The 18,760-nt window shown below is 43.3% G+C and carries 12 protein-coding genes, 1 other RNA gene and 1 pseudogene; 4 read left to right on the top strand and 10 right to left on the bottom strand.

Features of this window, described 5'->3' with window-relative positions; genetic code table 11:
• Positions 1–149: pseudogene (locus B1A85_RS15430) on the top strand (photosystem II protein D2); the annotation flags it as partial.
• Between the two features lie 509 nt (positions 150–658).
• Here the strand turns inward: B1A85_RS15430 and B1A85_RS25255 are convergent.
• The 3 genes from B1A85_RS25255 to B1A85_RS15415 all read right to left on the bottom strand — a co-directional run bounded on the left by B1A85_RS25255 (position 659) and on the right by B1A85_RS15415 (position 6,618).
• Positions 659–4,156 (bottom strand): calcium-binding protein, encoded by a 3,498-nt coding sequence (locus tag B1A85_RS25255; protein WP_104547786.1) that lies wholly within the window; start codon positions 4,154–4,156, stop codon positions 659–661.
• Between the two features lie 400 nt (positions 4,157–4,556).
• A complete protein-coding gene (locus B1A85_RS15420) occupies positions 4,557–4,703 on the bottom strand; it encodes a ribbon-helix-helix protein, CopG family (protein ID WP_104547803.1) in 147 nt (48 codons plus the stop codon).
• Between the two features lie 103 nt (positions 4,704–4,806).
• Complete coding sequence (locus B1A85_RS15415) at positions 4,807–6,618, bottom strand: iron uptake porin (RefSeq protein WP_104547785.1); 1,812 nt, start codon at positions 6,616–6,618, stop codon at positions 4,807–4,809.
• 599 nt (positions 6,619–7,217) lie between these two features.
• Here B1A85_RS15415 and B1A85_RS15410 point away from each other — a divergent pair.
• Positions 7,218–8,822, top strand: a complete 1,605-nt coding sequence (locus B1A85_RS15410; protein ID WP_104547784.1) for a sodium:solute symporter — start codon at positions 7,218–7,220, stop codon at positions 8,820–8,822.
• 74 nt (positions 8,823–8,896) lie between these two features.
• On the top strand, positions 8,897–9,943 hold the full coding sequence (locus B1A85_RS15405; RefSeq protein ID WP_104547783.1) for an oxidoreductase: 1,047 nt from the start codon (positions 8,897–8,899) through the stop codon (positions 9,941–9,943).
• A gap of 113 nt (positions 9,944–10,056) precedes the next feature.
• Here the strand turns inward: B1A85_RS15405 and B1A85_RS15400 are convergent, their stop codons facing one another.
• The 5 genes from B1A85_RS15400 to B1A85_RS15380 all read right to left on the bottom strand — a co-directional run bounded on the left by B1A85_RS15400 (position 10,057) and on the right by B1A85_RS15380 (position 14,985).
• A complete protein-coding gene (locus B1A85_RS15400) occupies positions 10,057–11,355 on the bottom strand; it encodes a pitrilysin family protein (RefSeq protein WP_104547782.1) in 1,299 nt (432 codons plus the stop codon).
• Between the two features lie 171 nt (positions 11,356–11,526).
• Positions 11,527–12,795, bottom strand: coding sequence for a pitrilysin family protein (locus tag B1A85_RS15395; RefSeq protein ID WP_168192414.1), 1,269 nt, complete (start codon positions 12,793–12,795; stop codon positions 11,527–11,529).
• A 258-nt stretch (positions 12,796–13,053) separates the two neighbouring features.
• Positions 13,054–13,240: non-coding RNA, 6S RNA (ssrS, locus tag B1A85_RS15390), on the bottom strand.
• Between the two features lie 129 nt (positions 13,241–13,369).
• The gene (locus tag B1A85_RS15385; RefSeq protein ID WP_246841437.1) at positions 13,370–14,503 is read right to left on the bottom strand and encodes a 5-(carboxyamino)imidazole ribonucleotide synthase; all 1,134 of its coding nucleotides are present in this window, start codon (positions 14,501–14,503) and stop codon (positions 13,370–13,372) included.
• The gene (locus tag B1A85_RS15380; protein WP_104547781.1) at positions 14,494–14,985 is read right to left on the bottom strand and encodes a pentapeptide repeat-containing protein; all 492 of its coding nucleotides are present in this window, start codon (positions 14,983–14,985) and stop codon (positions 14,494–14,496) included. Before B1A85_RS15380 ends, B1A85_RS15385 begins: the two co-directional genes overlap by 10 nt.
• Positions 14,986–15,114: 129 nt before the next feature.
• On the opposite strand from B1A85_RS15380, the gene B1A85_RS15375 reads away from it, so the two are divergent.
• Positions 15,115–15,471 (top strand): phage holin family protein, encoded by a 357-nt coding sequence (locus tag B1A85_RS15375; RefSeq protein WP_104547780.1) that lies wholly within the window; start codon positions 15,115–15,117, stop codon positions 15,469–15,471.
• Between the two features lie 15 nt (positions 15,472–15,486).
• On the opposite strand, the gene B1A85_RS15370 is transcribed toward B1A85_RS15375, so the two are convergent.
• Positions 15,487–16,812 (bottom strand): NAD(P)/FAD-dependent oxidoreductase, encoded by a 1,326-nt coding sequence (locus B1A85_RS15370; protein WP_104547779.1) that lies wholly within the window; start codon positions 16,810–16,812, stop codon positions 15,487–15,489.
• Positions 16,813–16,878: 66 nt separating this feature from the next.
• Positions 16,879–18,705, bottom strand: coding sequence for a precorrin-3B C(17)-methyltransferase (gene cobJ, locus B1A85_RS15365; protein ID WP_104547778.1), 1,827 nt, complete (start codon positions 18,703–18,705; stop codon positions 16,879–16,881).
• Positions 18,706–18,760: the final 55 nt, after the last annotated feature.

The raw sequence follows: 18,760 nt of genomic DNA, 5'->3' as shown, positions 1-18,760 counted from the left end.
GCGCGGCGGAAGACCCCGAATTCGAGACGTTCTATACGAAAAACATTCTGCTCAACGAAGGTATTCGGGCTTGGATGGCTCCCCAAGACCAGCCTCACGAGCATTTCCAATTCCCTGAGGAGGTACTGCCTCGCGGTAACGCTTTGTAATCAACCGAGTTAGATCAGTAATCTATAAACTCCTGCCAAAAAAGGTAGGAGTTTTTTCTATTTGTAGTCAAAATTCGCAAATCATATGTTATCTTGAATAAGGTTGAACAAACCCAGAGCTAAACACTCTGCCCTTTTGAGATTTAGTCCGGTCAGGCAACAAGGAGGTGATGCCCATGATAGATAGTAGTAAATGCATGGGTCACCAGATTGGAGCAAGCCGGCTGTGCGCCGGGGCTGTTCTCTAAAGGTTAGCCTTGGTCTTGTTGAGAGACTAAGACAACTCAATTAGCTAGGCTGATTCTCGGAGTTCCTTCCGGCAGTCTGGTTCCAATCTGACGACCCGACTAGACCGCTCTCACTTAGGTCTCCGCGATCTCCCGTGAGAGCGGATAGTTTTTTTGGGGTATTTGGTAATAGATAATTGGATATGATTTGCACGCTAAAAAAGTCCCAACAAGTAGCGGGACTCTAAGAAGCATTGGATTAATGAGTACAGTTGCTTAAATTTAACTGAGAGTAGTGGTGATGTCTGTATCAACTAACAAGGTTGCAGCACCAGAAGTATAGCGGTTGTATTGGTTGCCATCGAAAGTTGTGGTCGTATCAAACAGCCATCCTTGCCCAGTCGAGATCATTGAGTCGCCAGCGTTCCCGCTGACAATCAATTGATTCGTTGACTCAGATAAATTGAGTAAATCTAAGCGCGTCAGTTGTAAGGTGTTGTTGCCTGTACCCGTCAAGTCAATAATCTCAATGCGGCGAATGCGGTTGTTGGGAGTTGCAGTTAAATCAAGCGTCACACCACTACCATCAACAGCTAAGGTATCGATACCACTACCGCCATCCATGCGACGGTTTTGAGGACTATAAATTAGAACATCATCGCCAGCACCGCCGTAGAGAACGTTGCTACCACCGCCACCACGCAGCGTATCATTGCCCAGTCCACCAACAAGAATGTCATCCGCCGCAGTGCCAATGAGTAAGTCATTACCAGGTGTTCCTTGACGTGTCACTTGTCCTGTAAAGTCTTGCCCGTAAATGACGTAGCTTTCTCCTGCATCAGAACGACCATTAGGACTAGCAAAACGATTCCCTAAAATAATGTCATCATAGCCATCACCGTTGATGTCTCCGGCATTACTGACGGCAAGATTGTTGCGATTAACAATAAAGCCATTGCTGCCATCAATTGTTGTTAAATCAAGACGAGCATCAAAACTTGAAGTACCAAATACTACATAGGTTTCTTGGCTTGGAAAAGCACCACTGATAATCAAATCATCAAAACCATCACTGTTGACATCTCCAGCGTTACTTACTGCAAAGTTGTTACCTTCAATCGCAAAGCCATTGCTGCCATCGAGAGTTGCGACATCAACGCGGGCATCGAATCCTGTGGTTTTACCAAACACTACGTAGCTTTCTTGTGCGCTAGGCGCGTTAACAATGATGTCATCAAGCCCGTCACCGTTGACATCTCCGGCATTGCTTACTGAGATGTTAGTAGAGTCATCACTGATATCAATTCCATCAATGACAAAGCCATTGCTGCCATCAAGAGTTGCGACATCAACACGGGCATCAAATCCTGTAGTTGTGCCAAACACTACATAACTTTCTTGCGCACCAGAAGCACCGATAATAATGTCACCAAGTCCGTCACCGTTGATATCTCCGGCATTGCTTACTGAAATAGAAGCAGAGTAACCACTCAAATCAATTCCTTGCAGAACAAAACCATTACTGCCATCAAGCGTTCCTAAGTCAAGACGGGCGTCAAATCCCGTCTCTTTGCCAAATATCACATAGCTTTCTGCGGCAGATACTTGACCATAACGACTGACATCAGAAGTACCAACGATGATGTCATCAAAACCATCGCCGTTAATATCTCCAGCGTTACTTACCGAAAGTGGAAAGGAGACGGAGTATGGAAAATCAACATTACTCCCCTCGATCGCAAAACCATTACTACCATCGAGAGTTGCTAAATTGACACGAGCATCGAATCCTGTCGCTTTGCCAAACACTACATATACTTGTGTTCCTGAGTTATATATGCGATTACCATAATTATCGAAGTTGCCACGAGAGGAACCACTCGTACCAATCAGAACATCAGCAAAACCATCACCGTTGATATCACCAGCGCTGCTAACTAAAACGTTAGAGAAGTCATAGTTATCAATCCCCTCAATGATAAAGCCGTTGTTACCATCAAGATTTGCTAATTGGACATTGGCATCAAACTCAGAAGCTTGACCAAAGATTACATAACTACGCGACACTCCCCTACGAACTACATCGCTACCTCCACCAACAATAAGGTCATCAAACCCGTCACCGTTGACATCTCCTGCACTACTTACCGAGTTACCCGCAGGAAAACCGAAGTCACCTTGTAAAGTAAAGCCATTACTGCCGTCGAGTTCAAACAAAGACAAGTTAGCACCATTGTTGTTGAAGCTAAAGTAAGCTTCGTTGATATCAAGTGCTGTAGTGCTTTGGATAATAGCAATTAGTTCATCTGTTGCACCTTGTTGCCTATAATAGAGTGCTGTGCCTGCTGGTAAGCCTTCGGGGGAAGCAACTAAATAGTAATCTGTACGTCTGCCATTGAGTCGAATAGTATCTTCATCAGAGTTGAAGTCTGTAATTAAGGCATAATCGCCGAAACCGGGAGTTGTTGGGTTGCCATCATTGTAAAAGACAGTTGTGGCACTGCCTAAAATAAAGCGATCGCTGCCACTTCCACCCGTCAGCGTGTCTATTTCACCAATACCGCGATTTGTACCAGCAATAAGATCGTTACCTGCACCGCCATCGATAAAGTCATTACCAGCTTGCCCTCGTATGGTATTATTCGACGAATTACCAACAATAATGTTGTCTAAACGGTTGCCTGTGCCACTAATACCAGAACTGAAATCTCTTTGTTCAGCAAGCGTCAGGTTTTCTATGTTATCTCCCAAAGAATAGCTATTGTAGGCAATGACTGTATCAATACCTGCATTGGGAGCTTCAATAATGCGATCGCCTGATTCAACTATGATGTAGGTATCATTGCCATCGCCACCAACTAAGAGATCTGGACTGCCATCTCCATAAAAGAAGAGAAAGTCGTATAAAAAGAAACTCTGGCGAATGTTAACATCACTAGGAATCAGAGTATCGTCACCATCACCACCGTAGAGAACGTCGCTACCACTGCCACCATCGAGACTATCGTTACCTGCACGACCAAAGAGTGTATCGTTGCCACTATAGCCAAAGAGCCGATCATTTCCTACTCCACCATCAAGAAGATCGTTGAAATCGCCGCCGTAGAGTGTATCATTACCAGCACCGCCAAAGAGAGTATTATTTCCTCCGGCATAGCCGATTGGATTGCCATAAAGGACATCGTTACCATCGCCGCCGTACAAGATGTCATTGCCAGTTCCACCACTTAGAGTATCGTTACCCGCACCGCCATAGAGAGTATTGCTTCCCTCATTGCCGAAGAGTTGATCGTTACCTACTCCACCGTAGAGGATGTCATTGCCAGTTCCACCACTTAGAGTATCGTTACCCGCACCACCGAAGAGAGTATCGTTACCGCCTAAGCCAGCAATATTATTGTTACCACTATTACCAACAATCCGGTTAGCAAGTGCGTTACCTGTGCCGTTGATGTTGCGATTTCCCGTGAGAATGAGATTCTCAACATTATTTGGCAGTGTGTAGCTGACGGAAGAGCGTACAGTATCTATACCTGCATTGGCAGCTTCCACAACTCGATCGCCGACATTATTGATAATATAAACATCATTTCCTACACCACCAATGAGGGAATCGATTCCTGCTCCACCGTTAAGTGTATCGTTGCCTCTATTGCCGTAAAGCGTGTCATTGCCTGCTAACCCTAGCAGCAGATCGTTGCCTGCTAAGCCAAAAATCGTATCAGCAAACCTTGTTCCCACTAACGTATCGTCGCCTGGGGTGCCTCGGATGATTGCCATAGTGATGCTCTTTGCCTTTCTTAAATTAAGTTGAAGTGTAGGCACTGAACAGAACAATTAAGTTGTTTTCCTAACAGGAATAACACAATTGAACTGTTTGTCATTTGATAATTTTTTGGGAAGAAAATGTAATTTTCTTCTTACCGACAGAATAAGGGATAAAACTATAAAAAATATAAAGTTTTAGTAAAGCTAAAGTAAAATCACTTAATTAAGATGAAGGTTTTATGAAGTTTTGCACTGCAAGATGAGTAATATGATATTAAGCGATCGCGATCGCAATTTTTAGTTGTTTTAAGTCACAATATTGTTTAGTTCTAAAAACAAAAGAGGAGTTCCGCTGCTTTGTGGAACTCCTGCTTAATATCTGAATCAGTTGCAGCACGTTTATAGAATTACACTAAATATTATTTTTAACTTTAGCGTTTCTAATAAGTTGCCGCATTGTTGCCGCTAAACTTAATCCTGAAGCTTCTGCCAGCTTTTCTAGCTTTTCTTTCTCCACATCATCAAGTCTAAGGGTTAGACTGTGCTTTTTTTCCTTCATAGCTGCGCTCCACTGTACCAATATGGTATCATTATGGCATAGCTTATAAAGCTGCAAGCTTGACCGGTTGTGAATTGTGGCTAAAGCAAATTCCATAGGCGGCTTAGTAGCGGAATACAGTCCTCAAAACGCCTATAACAACATCATCATTATTCGCATTGTGGTTTGGTGCTGTTAACCAGATCACACCTGGAGTAATTTGGATGTTGTCCGTGAGTTGATATCGATAGAATGCTTCGAGATGGAGTGAGGTATCAGGATCAGGTTGTCCATTATTGAGAGTGCTAGAAATTTCTGTAACTTTGGGTTCCATACCTACGAAAATACCGCCCAAGTTTCCCTCTCTACCCAGATTAGGAAAAGCAAGACCTACTCCCCAGTTCCAAACGGTTGCATCGCCTCGACCAATATAGCGCTGGTTTGCATATCCGACCCAACCACTCACAGCAAAATTAGCGCCAAGTCCAAGCGTTCCCGATACACCATAAGCATTAACAGAAACTGGTCTACCAAACGTGTCATTTGCTAGGTTACTCCCTGTGCTTGTTCCAAAGGGGATGAAGTCTGGGTTAAGTTGCGGATCTATGCCTTCCCCAAAGAAGAACGACTGGCTATAACTGTTGATGTATGTTAGCCCTATTCTGGCATTGTCGCTAGGACTAAAAATCACTTGTGCTAAAGCACCATAGTTACCATCAAACAAACCGTTCTTCTCGGTTGGTCTTGCCGCATTAAGACTGGGAACAAGGTAACCCAAGTTTAATTCTAAGTTATCGCTAAACAGATGTCTTACACCCAATCCAGTACCACCGCTGTAGTTATAAATTGGGTTGCGCAGCGCGAACAGCGAAACAGCACCGCCATCGAAATAAGGGTTAAGCTGAGAAGAAGCATCTAAGTCAACAAAACCGTTACCAACACCTGCAAGATAAACATTGGTTCTAGAAGTGAGCGGAAAACGGTATCGCAACAACGCAAGTCCAACCTCATTTCCGCTATCGCCATCAAATTCTACTCGACCTTCGTTGGTCAGTAGAGGACCGCTATTTGTTCCGCCAAGCGGTGTAATGTTGTTGCCTTGAATGCGTGTTGTTAACAAGTCTGCACCAGTAAAACTGGTATTAAAGTTCAGTTGTGTTCGTTGACCTAATGTAGGAATGCGATCAATCGGTTCGCCTGCTGCATTATCTCCTGCTAAAACACTCGTAGCACCGATAACAATTTCTCCATTTAGCCGCGTTGTTGTCGAAAATTGATTTGCTTCTAATTCAGCAACTTGGGCTTCTAAGGTATCAACACGACCGCGTATCGTCGCAAGTTCTCCAGTAAATTCTTCTTGTAATCGCCGCAAGACATCTAAATCTTCGCGAGTGACTTGGTTTGCGGTTGCTGTGGCAATCAATTCATTCACTCGATCTAAACAGGCGTTGAGACCAGCCGCAAATTCGTAGCGAGTTAATGCACGATTACCTCGATAAGTCCCATCAGGGTAGCCAGCAATACACCCGTAGCGTTCGACTAACGACTGTAGCGCCTGAAATGCCCAATCAGTAGGTTGAACATCTGATAGTTGCGATACTGAAGTCACTTGCCCCATCGGTTGTTGGTTATGTGCTGTTGAGGCATCAACTGATAGAGCGTTGGTTGGCGATGAATTTATAGTAGATGTACTATGATTTGCTAATGAAGAATTATCTGCTATGAGGGTGGATTCTTCTAGTTGAACCCTCGATTCAACGACTAAGTTTTGTTGCAATTTACTCGAAATAGACGATTGTTCTTCTGCAATACTTAGGTCGGCAGAATCTTCAATGTTTTCTTGAAAAACTTGCGCAGATGTGGGAAGTGTTCCCATCAAATTTGCAGCTATAACAGTTGCTAGCGGGGCTAAAACATAGTGTGGTATTTTTTTCATTTCTCCTCAATTTACTCTGTTTGATTGATCTGCGTGTCAGCAAAAACAGAGCAACACCTTTAGTAGACATTGCACGCACAAAACAACCACAGAAGCCATATAGTTTCTGGCTTGCAGGGATACTATTTGTTCAATCACTCACATAATTCTATAAATATTAGTCTGTTTATATTATCAACACTTTACAAAACTCAAACATTTAGCAGAGCCGTTAAAGAGCAAGAATTTAATGTTTGCTAAAGTAAAATTAAGTTCGATAAACTGACTTTACCTGGAATCATAAAGTAATTAAGATTAGAAACACTAACATCTACCTTAAGAGTGATAGCAAATATGTTTTGAGAGTGCGATCAATTATTATAGTGAGGATAAGCATTAAGCCACCTGCTTGTAATTAGAGTTGAAATAAAGAACTGGATAGATTTTTGAGTTCTTACTTTTCAATTTTGCTTAGTCCAAATAAGTATATTTTCCCTGCTCAATTTGCAACAGGGGTGAAGGGGGCTGCATATTCTATCATGTGAAGTCTTAACTTTGATTGTTAATTAATGTTAATGCATTAGATTCAGTATTTTTACTGAAGCTTGAGGAGGGTTTTTGTGAGTGGGTTAGATATCTTTGTTCTCATTGCTTACTTTGTGGGTGTTGGTGCGATTGGCTACTGGTCAAGTAGATCGAGTTTAGAAAGTAGTAAATCATACTTTCTAGGTGGTGGTGGAATTGGTTGGATGGCAATTGGTGCTAGTTTGTTTGCTAGCAATATTTCCGCAGAACACTTTATTGGATTAGCTGGTACAGGCGCGAGTTCTGGTTTAGCAGTAGGGCAATTTGAATGGATTGCTTGCTTTATGCTGCTACTATTAGGGTGGCTGTTTGTACCGTTTTATATACGTACTGGCGTATTTACAATGCCAGAGTTTTTGGAGAAGCGTTTTAATTCGCAATGCCGTACGTACTTATCTATTGTTTCTTTAATTGCATACATTTTTACCAAAATTAGCGTAGCGGTTTATGCAGGGGCACTGGTTCTGCAAACAATTTTGGGATGGAATATTTGGGTAGGCGCAATTGTCTTAATTGTGGCGACAGGAGCATACACAGTCTTTGGTGGATTGCGTGCGGTTATTTATACAGACTTTTTACAAGCATTTATCCTGATTGGTGGCGGAATTTTTCTCACAGCGATCGCTATTACCGATGTCGGTGGTTTTGGTCCTTTTGTACAAGGTGCTGACCCTGAATTCTTCAATTTATGGAAGAGTATCAATCATCCGGAATTTCCTTGGACAGGGATTTTGTTCGGCGCACCTATTCTCGGACTTTGGTACTGGTGTACGGATCAAATGATTGTGCAACGCACGCTAGCAGCACCGGATATTGAAAATGCGCGGCGATCGACAATTTTTGCTGGTTTTTTGAAGTTAATACCAGTTTTTATTCTTGTACTTCCTGGCATTGCTGGCAGAGAACTGTTTCCTGATGTTGCTCCTAACCAGATGTACGCCACAATGGTTAATGAACTGCTACCAACAGGAATTAAAGGGTTGGTTGTTGCTGGCTTACTGGCAGCATTGATGAGTTCGCTTTCCAGTGTGTTTAATAGTAGTTCTACCTTAGTGGTAATGGACTTTTACAAGCGCTGGCGTCCAGATGCGAGTGAAAGAGAACTAGTTCGTGCTGGGCAGCTGTCAACAATTGTTCTTGTCATTTCTGGTTTACTCTGGCTTCCATTTATTGGCTTGATGAGCGATCAATTGTATGTGTATCTCCAATCAGTACAAGCATATATTTCACCACCGATCGCGGCTGTCTTTTTATTGGGACTTTTGTGGAAACGCGCCAATGGCAGAGGTGCAATTAATACTCTGATTGCTGGATTTATTTTGGGTGCAATTCGCTTTATTGCTGAACTTGGAACAAATGCCGGTTGGATTACTTGGAGACCGTTAGTTGCCTACGCTACTATTAACTTCTTGCATTTTGCGATTTTATTGTTTGCGATCTCGGTGTTTATTTTAGTACTTGTAAGTTTGACAAGCTCAGCACCGAGTCAAAAGCATCTCAGTATGTTTTTAGCATCAGAGCAAAGAGTACAAAAAGTACTAGGTTCGCATAAGGTACATCAGCAAAATGTCATCTATAGTGTGGGTTTAGCAGCAATTGTTGCTGTATTCTGGGTAATTTTTAGTCCTGTAGTTTTTTAGGCGATCGCAAACGACTAAGGGAAAGAGATAAATCTCTTTCCTACCCCATATCCTTATGGAAATGTATTATCAACATGAATCAAGTCGTGCAGGTTGGATTAATTGGATATGGAATGGCTGGAGAAGTCTTTCACGCACCGGCGATCGCAGTTATCCCCGAACTCAAGTTAACTAAAGTCGTAGAACGTCATGGTACTAAATGTCAAACGCGCTATCCTGGGGTAGAAACTGTCAGTAGTGCTGAGAAACTACTAACAGATCCTAATATCGATCTTGTCGTTGTCTCTACGCCAAATACTTCGCACTTCGAGTTAGTCCAAAAAGCACTGTTAGCAGACAAACACGTCGTTGTCGAAAAGCCTTTTACACCAACATCACAACAAGCAACTGAGTTAATTGAGCTAGCACAACAACGAAACAAATTGCTCAGTGTTCATCACAATCGCCGTTGGGATGGCGATTTTCTGACTGTTAAACGGATCATTGGGAATCGTTTATTAGGAAAGCTAGTCGAATACGAAGTTCATTTTGACCGCTTTCGTAACCAGATCAAAACAAACTGGCGCGAATACGACGAGCCTGGATCGGGAATTTTATACGACCTTGGTTCGCATTTAATCGACCAAGCAATCTGTCTTTTTGGTTTACCAGATACGGTGACTGCTGATATTAGAAAGCAACGACCAGGAGCAAAAACAGCAGATGCGTTTGAATTGATTCTCAATTATGGCGAATTAAAAGTTACAGCAAAAGCTGGTCAATTAGTCAGGGAATTAGGACCACATTTCTTATTGCATGGTACAGCAGGTTCTTTTGTGAAATATGGTATGGACCCACAGGAAGAGGCGCTTAAGCAAGGGCGTCTACCGCAGGGAACTAATTGGGGAAAAGAACCACAAGAACATTGGGGAACATTGAATACAGATATTGACGGATTACATTTTTACGGAAAAATCGAAACGCTGGCAGGTTGCTATCCGGCATATTACCAAAATATTTACAACGCCATAACGCAAAAAGAAGAAATCGTTGTCAAACCAGAACAAGCAAAAGATACGATTCGGATTATTGAGCTAGCAATGGAAAGTCACGCACAAAGACGCACTTTAGATTTTTGCTGAGAAGGTTGGTCATTGGTCACTGGTAATTGGTAAATCAGTTTCTAGTACCCAACAAGTGCGGTGTTTCACTATGTCCACCTACTTAAATTCAAGCTATTAAATATTAGCCATAGTTAACCTTGACTTAGAGAAATTGCATCTTCTGGACCTACGATTGAGACATAAGGTTCTAGAAAATAACGACATGCCGCTTGTTGTAACTGTTTCGCAGTCACTGCTGCAATTTGTTGCTGAAAGCGCATATCAAATTCGATTCCTAATCCTAAAGCTTCGTACCAGCCGTAAGTTTGTGCAATTTGAGCATTGGTTTGTTTACCTAAAGCGTACTGCCCAAGTATTTTATTTTTAGCGGTTTGCAAGGCATATTCTTCTAGCGGTTGCGTGCAGAGAAGTTCAACTTCAGTTTTTAGCCCTGCAAGGGCGATCGCAGTATTTTCAGGAGCGGTTCCGATGTAAACTACAAATGGTGCAACACCTTGGCGTGTAGGATAAAACGCGGAAACATCGTAAGCCAATCCCCGCTTTTCGCGCAATTCTACAAATAGACGACTTGAAAGCCCATTGCCTAAATACGTAGATAACAGCTTTAAAGCAACATAATCACTTTGCTGTACTGACGGCGCCAGATACCCTAACATCACAATCGATTGTTGCGTGGGTTGAGGTTTGTTAATTTGATAAGGTTGTGGCTCAATGTGAGGTAGTTGCAACGCGGGTAACGAAGTCGCGGGATTTTGCCAATCGCCAAAAACCTTTTCGATAGCAGCTACAGCCTCGTTTGCCGTAATGCGACCTGTAATACTGATGACTAAATTATCAGGACGAAAATACGTTTGATGGTATTCGATTAAATCATCGCGACGGAGATTTGCTACAGTTGCTTCGGTTCCTAACGCTGATGACGCATAAGGGTGGTTTTGGTACATTGCTTGCCGTAATTGGTCAAAGGCAATGGTAAACGGCTGTTCTTGCTGCGAACGAATGTTTTGCATCAACCAGCGTCGTTCTAACTCGACTTCTAATTCAGGAAACGAAGGCGATCGCAAAAGTTCAGCAGCGAGTGCCAAAATCTCTAAAAAATCTGAGCTAACCGTCTTCAAACTCAGTAGGAAATAATCCGCCGCTGCATCCGTACCCAAACTCGCCCCGACAGATTCCACTTGCTCAGCAATTTCCAATGAAGAGCGTTTTTGCGTTCCTTTAGTGAGAACCGAAGCGAGTAAATGAACTAAACCCGACTGATGTGGGGCTTCGCGACAACTTCCGGCTTTGACAAAAATTCTAGCAGCAACGATGTCGGCTGCTGGATTTTCAGTTACAAGTACAACAATACCGTTACTTAAAATCGTGCGGGTAATTTGTTTATTTGGTGATGATGCGATCGCGATGTATTGTCCGTTGTCCGTTTTCATCTGTCTGCTCGTGCAATATGAGGGGTGAGGGAATAGTGACTTGGTAGCTCGTGGTTAGTAGCTGGTGGCTGGCGTGGAAGAAGTTTACATAAATTCTTCCTCTGCACCTTTGCTTCCCTGCTTCTTGTACCCTGACCCCTGACCTCTGACCTCTGACCTCTTTACTTTAGGCTAGCAAGGTTTGAGTACGGTAACTGCATAAGAATATGGAGAAAGATATTGTTGTGTTAACAATTGAAGCTCTTCAGCTGGAAAAGACTGAATTTGTTCGGGGTAAATGACTGCTAATTCGGCTTGCGCGATCGTATTGTAGTAACCATAAAGCCCTGCTAGTTGGCTGGGTGTTTCGGTTGAAAATGCATAATCGTTGCACAGTACGCGCTTACACCGCGCCAATTCTGCTGGTGTTATGAGAGTTGTTTGTAAGTCTTCTAAGTGCGTGCGAATTAGTGATTCTACACGCTCTAAATTTTCTGATTCTAACCAAGCCGTAATAGTAAATAAACTCGAATCGCGCTGTAGCGAAAAATTACTGGCAATTCCTTGAACTAAGTGCTGTTCTTCACGTAACTCGCGTACCAATCGCGATGAACGACCTTCTGAGAGTAACACCGAAAGCAGATCTAAACCATAGGCATTGCGTAGTTGATCGACTCCTGGACCTGTCCAAGCCATCAGCAATCGTGCTTGCTCTAATCTAGGTAAATAGATTTCTTGACGGCGAATCCCTGCAAGTAATGGTTCAGTAAGGACAATTTCTGTGTGCGGACACTCGCAGCGCGGCGCGAACTCTTGAAAAGCTTGAGAGACTATCTCAATCGCTGCTGCTTGGGCAATACCCCCAACAATTACGACAGTCATATTTTCCGGCTGATAGTGCGCGTGATGAAAACAGCGCATTGCCTCTGGTGTATACTGCATCAAGTCCGTCTCGCTGCCAAGTACCGAACGCCCATAAGGATGCTGTTGATAAATACTCTCGCCCAAAGCTTGAAAGCCAATCCAGTCGGGATCGTCGTACGCGCAACGAATTTCCTCACGAACAACATCGCGTTCTAAAATAAACTCTTCATCAGGAATTGCTGGATTGAGGAGTAATTCTGCCAAGTATGGTACTGTATCTTCTAAGTATGATGCCGCGGTTGTCAGAAAAAAATGAGCATAATCATGGCTCGTAGCGGCGTTGGTGGTGCCTCCTAAGTTTTCGATAACGTAGTCAAATACTCCTGGCGGTATTGCGGAAGTGCCTTTAAAAATCATGTGTTCTAGAAAGTGCGCCATGCCATACCAAGGTTCTGGCTCGCACATCGCACCAGCGCGTACCCAGACATCTACTACCACAACAGGGGTAGCAGAGATATATTGATGAATAATTGTTAAACCATTTTCTAGCTGAAAAACAGCTGCTGGAAATACTGGAGTAGTCAGCAATTGAGACAAAGTAGCGCAACTTGAATCAGAATTTCACTATCCTAACGTATCCTGGATAACAATTTCGCAGCATTTGATACAGCAAATAGCAATAGTTAATAGGTAACGCGGAATTGGTAATTGGTAATGGCTCGGATTTTTCAATAACTGTCTGAAAATTATGTATGGCAATAGTATCTGAATCTTAGAATGTTCCCTATTTTCAATTACCCATTACCAATAATTAAAACTCTCTTAGTGTAAAACCAAGAGAGCTTGATTATGCTTGAGTTCACCGCAGTGCCGTTTTACCTCAGTTTTAGACCTGGATAAATCCAGGTGGGTACCTCTTCTCTAGTTTAAAGTTTCCGAGTAGCAAAGCTCGGTCTACTGCCACTAGACTATAGTGGTTCCCTCATTCAACAAAGCATAGATCCAAAAACATTATTGGCAGTCACCAACGCTGCAGTGGAACTTTATTCATTATAGCGATTAATGTGCCTGGTGTCGTCAAGTGATTCTAGTTTTTTGTTTGCTGCGATAATGAGCGATAAAAAGCTTAAAATTCCAGGATTTGCGGCAATGAGCTTCTAAATAAGAGTATTTACTTATTGAGCTGAGGATACCAAAGCGATTCAATCTTTTGTGCGATCGCTTGTGCAGCTTCAGGATGAAATTGATCTATCAACACAGTAACATGACCGAGTTTGCGTCCTGGACGCGATTCATGCTTACCATACCAGTGAACGCGCGCGTGGGGAACTTGACTAATTTGCGCTCGCTTTTCAATATATTCATCCTGGGCGTACTCGTAACCTAAGAGATTAACCATTACCGCACCACCACACGTCAACGCCGAACTTCCTAAAGGTAAGTCACATATGGCACGTAAATGTTGTTCAAACTGTGAAGTTACACATGCATCAATTGTAAAGTGTCCGGAGTTGTGCGTGCGTGGGGCGATTTCGTTGACTAAAACTTTTTGATCTTGTGTTAAAAATAGCTCAATACCAAAGACGCCAACTGCTTGTAAACTAGTCATCAGCGTACGGGCGATCGCTTCAATTTCTTGAGCTACAGTTGAACTTATTGCTGCTGGTGCGATCGCGCGCCGACACACTTGATTTTCCTGCTGGGTTTCCACAATCGGGAATGTCATAACATTACCGTCAATAGAACGCGCTGCCATCACCGCCAGTTCGCGTTCAAACGGGATAAACTCTTCTAAAAGAACTTCTGACAATTTGTGCAAAGTCGCTAACTTCTGCTGTAGAGTTTCTGAGTCTTTGATGATAAACGTCCCTTGACCGTCATAACCATGGCGTCGAGTTTTTAAGACAACGGGAAACTTTATGTGCTTGGGGGATGAGGGTAACGCAAATTCAGGTTGTGGTATCCCCAATTTTTCTAGATAACAGCGTTGATGATATTTATCGAGTAAAGGAGATAACGCCTCTAAACGCGGGCGAAAACAAACACCGCTGGCTGCTAGCGGAAATAACGCAGCTAAGTCAACAAATTCATTTTCAAATGTAATGAGATCGCAGCGCCGTGCTAATTCTTTGGTAGCATCTGCATCATCAATAGGAGCAATGACAGTATCCGCAGCGATCGCCACTGCAGGGTCGTCAAAACTAGGTGTTTGGATAACTAATTCTATTCCCAGTGCTTGCGCTGGAGGTGCCATCATCCAAGCAAGTTGTCCGCCACCTATGACACCAACTCGTTTTATTTGCATCCTAAAGATTCCCGCGTATCAACACCAGTTGTAGGATTCACGCCACTCGCACGTTGACACAATTCTTTGATTTGTACGCCGTCTAAAATTGCATCACTAAAATCAGCAGCGGTTATATTTGTATTATCAAATACCGAGCGTAGCAAAATTGTTTCCGCAAGAACAGCTTCGCTCAAATCAGCATTAGTAAAGTTAACTTGATCCGCCATCGCATTTGTCAGGTTTGCACCGTGTAGATTTGCTTTGGTCATTACCGAAGCACTAAAAATTGCTCCCCGCAAGTCTGCATTGGCAAAGTTAGCTTGTTCCATATTTGCGTTGGAAAACTCGGATGCGCGTAACATTTGTCCTGAAAAATCGCGTCCTTTGAGTTCAGCATTACTAAAAGACAAAGGAGGAGGATAATCAAAAGCTTTCGCAGGTAACGCCCAAAACGATAATATAAGTATCAACAAAAGAAAAGTGAGTTTCCGCCAAAACATATTAAATAGCGAGTGGAGTGTCAAGATCTATTTTGTGACCGAAATGCTGCTTTTTTAGCTTAGCGCATCTCAAATTTTAGGTATTTTGGTACTTGCCCTTGCTAAATTAATTATTGAGGAGTGAACGTTATGATTCAGTTTGTTCTAATTTGGGTTTTAAGTGCGATCGCGCTTGTGATCACTGCCTATATTGTGCCTGGATTTGCTGTCACGAGTTTTGCCTCAGCATTGCTAGCTGCAGTGGTTTTAGGATTGATTAATGCGATTATTAAGCCAATTATTGTCTTACTGACATTGCCACTTACCGTTGTTACGTTGGGCTTGTTTCTCTTTATTATCAATGCTTTATTAATTTGGCTAGCTGGGGCAATTACTCCTGGCTTTGTCGTTACAGGGTTTCTTCCAGCTTTATTAGGTTCGATTGTTTTAACACTAGTGACAAGTTTACTTACCTTTTTGGTCGGTAGCGTTCGCCCTAATCGCTAACAACTTCTACAAGCATCAACTGCGAAGTGTTCTGACAACACGGAAAATGACTTTGGGATGATAAAGTTGTAGTGGCGATCGCACTAAATTAACAACTTGGATAAGTTGAGTATACGCATGTGGATCGCTATTAGCTAGCTGCAATAAGCGATTCGCATACCAACTGAATAATCCACCACTGCTAACTTCTCGACGACCTTGAGTTGTCAGAAATTGGGAATCTTGAGTTGTTGCTAAACTCCAGTGCAATAAATTACTCTGCGCTAGCTGCTTTTGAAAAGTTGCAGATTCCCGAAAAGCGGAAGAATGGTTGTATTGCTTTTGCAGCCATTTGCGTAGCACGATTGCAGATAGTGCGCTGACTGTCATTCCCTGTCCGTAAACAGGACATAACGCACAAACAGCATCGCCTAAAACAACAAAATTACGCGGTAGTTCAATTTTGTCATAATGGCGCAGCCGATTTGCCGTTGCTCGATGTGCATAAATTGGCGAAACAGGTTCAGCATCTTTAATCGCTTCATAGAATTTCGGGCTAGCCAAGCTGCGGGCAAAATCTAAAAAACCAGAATCGCCCAGAGGCGGATAATCGCGCCCGTATCCACCCAGCGTTGCAATCCACTCACCATTTTCAATTTGTGCTAAATATCCTAGCCGCGTATTGTGTGGAGGTGATTGCGATACTAACAGCACTTTCCAGTCAGGCGAAGATTGTTGCAAACGATAGCGACGAGTTGCATAACCCAGAAATGGATTAACAACGGTTTCTAGTGGCGGATTAAATCCTTGACTTTGTAGCCATTTTGGTGTTTGCGATCGCCTGCCACTCGCATCAACGACAAAAGCTGCTGGGAGTTTTTCAGATGATTGCAAGTAAACACCAGTAACTGAACCGCGATCGCACGCTAAGCCTGTCACGCGTCTCCCATCAAGAAAGTTCACATGAGGTAACTGCGTTAATCGGCGACGAATTGACCATTCAATTAACGGGCGGCTACAAGTTAAAGAAATAACATCAGAGGGTGTTGTGGTAACGCAATTCCAACCACCGTGACTATAATGATAAAATTCTCGCGCCCAATCTAGTGGTAACGCACCCGCTTGCTGCAACTCACCACCAATACCAGGAAAAAGTTCTTCTAAAATTCGGTATCCTTTGGCGAGTAAAACATGAGGTTGTAATGATTGCGGTACACCTTTACGGGCGTGAGGTTGTGCGGATAGAGTGTCGGCTTCAATAACGATAACTTTTGGGAAATAGTCTGCTAGCACTCTTGCTGCAAGTAACCCTGCAATACTACCTCCGATGACCACAGCACGATTATCATTGTCTTTACCCATGGATGTTATCCTAATTCATTATTTCATTCTCCTCAGCTATCTTGCTTTTTCCCAGACGCAGCAACTCTAAGACAAAACAGCATTATATCCGCGTGGTGTAATCATCCAGTCGCCTTGAGTGCGCGTACTTTGGTTGCCTATTAAAACTGTCGTTAGCATATCTACAGGAACGTCTGATAATTTGTCGAGCGATGTTAGAGTAATTTGTTCATCCTGACGGTAAGCAGAACGTACCACAGCGACCGGAGTTTGCGGATCGCGATATTGTAAGAATATTTGAATTGCCCTTGTGAGTTGTTGAATGCGGGTTTGCGATCGCGGATTATATAATGCTGTAACAAAATCTGCTTGGGCTGCAGCGTGTAAGCGTTTTTCTATGACTTGCCAAGGTGTGAGTAAATCGCTTAAACTAATGGCACAGAAATCGTGCATCAATGGCGCGCCTAAACGTGCAGCAGCAGCTTGCATCGCGGTAATTCCTGGAAACACTTCTACTTTGGGCATTTTACCATCCCAGCCTTGGATTTGCAGTTCCTCTAGAACTAAACCTGCCATTCCATAAATGCCAATATCACCCGACGAAACAACAGCAACCGTTAAACCCCATTGTGCGAGTGAAATTGCGCGTTGCGCCCGTTGACGTTCTTGAGTGATGGGTAAGGCTTCAACGATTTGGTGTGGTTGAAAAAGTGGGGCGATTAAATCGACGTATAACGAATAACCGATAACTACATCCGCAGAAGCGATTGCTGCTTGTGCAGCTGGCGTAATCTGATTGAGTTGTCCAGGTCCAATTCCTACCAGCAACAATTTGCCAATGCGTCCAGTATATTCTTGTTCGGCTTGCGCGATCGCAATGGTAACTGCGCCTTGAAATTCAGCAGAAGCCCGAAAAATTTGCTTAGTAACAAGTAAATTTCGTGCTTTTGCAGCAGACAACGCCGCAGCTTCGGCGACACTGGGGGTTCCCACTTCTGCATTAACGATCTTTGAGGGATTGGGAACAGTAATGCTACGCAAAATATCGGCGGGGAAAGTTCGTAAAGGAAAGTGGCGATCGCGACACAATTCAACTAATCCAACTTCATCAGCTTTGAGATCAATTGTGGCAATACCCGCGATCGCCTGTTCGGCTAATTGATACTCTTGACAAACTTGCTTAATTGCGCTTTCGATTAATTTCCGCGATGTCCCGCGTTCGCAACCAATTCCTACCCATAAAACACGAGGATGCCAGTAGATGGAGGGGTTAGACGTGTAGGACAAGGAGCGAGGGGTAATACACACAGCTGGCGAGTTGAAAGTAGTTTCCAGGGTTAAACTGGAGTTTTGAAAGCTTGCGGTTGATTGCCAAAGCGTAGAACCAGCTTCTTGAATAACTTGTACCGGTTCATTGCGTGCTACTGCAGCACTAACTTCTGTCCAATTTCCCTCGCCGCGTTGCCAACCAAAAGGAATTCCTATAGTATCGACTGCGGGTAGTCCGAGTGTCGATGCAGTACCAGTTAATACAGGTGTTGCATTAAGTAGATGTGCGATCGCTTGTGTTAGTTTATCTGCCCCACCTTGATGTCCACTGCACAAGCTCACAACAAATTTACCCGTTTCATCGACAACAACAACCGCCGGATCGCAGGATTTATGTTGCACTAAAGGCGCTATGAGCCGCACTACTGCGCCTGTTGCTAAACCAAAGATTAAACCTCGGTGGGTTTTCCAAAGTTCAGCGACATGCGTTTTGAGCGAACCTGTGTAAACCTTTGCTCCAAAAACATCACCAAGTGATTTTGGCACCCAAAGAATGATACCATCTTGACATAGCTTTTGTAGCGTTTTGGCAGCCATAGGAGTTGTGGCGATCGCCGCGATCGGATGAACTTCTAACAAACTCATTGATTTCAATGAAAAAGCCTGACAAACCCAGTCAGGCTACTAGTATGAAAGCAGC

The sequence above is a fragment of the Chroococcidiopsis sp. TS-821 genome (assembly GCF_002939305.1).
Lineage (GTDB): Bacteria > Cyanobacteriota > Cyanobacteriia > Cyanobacteriales > Chroococcidiopsidaceae > Chroogloeocystis.
This window is presented reverse-complemented; position numbering and strand designations above follow the sequence as displayed.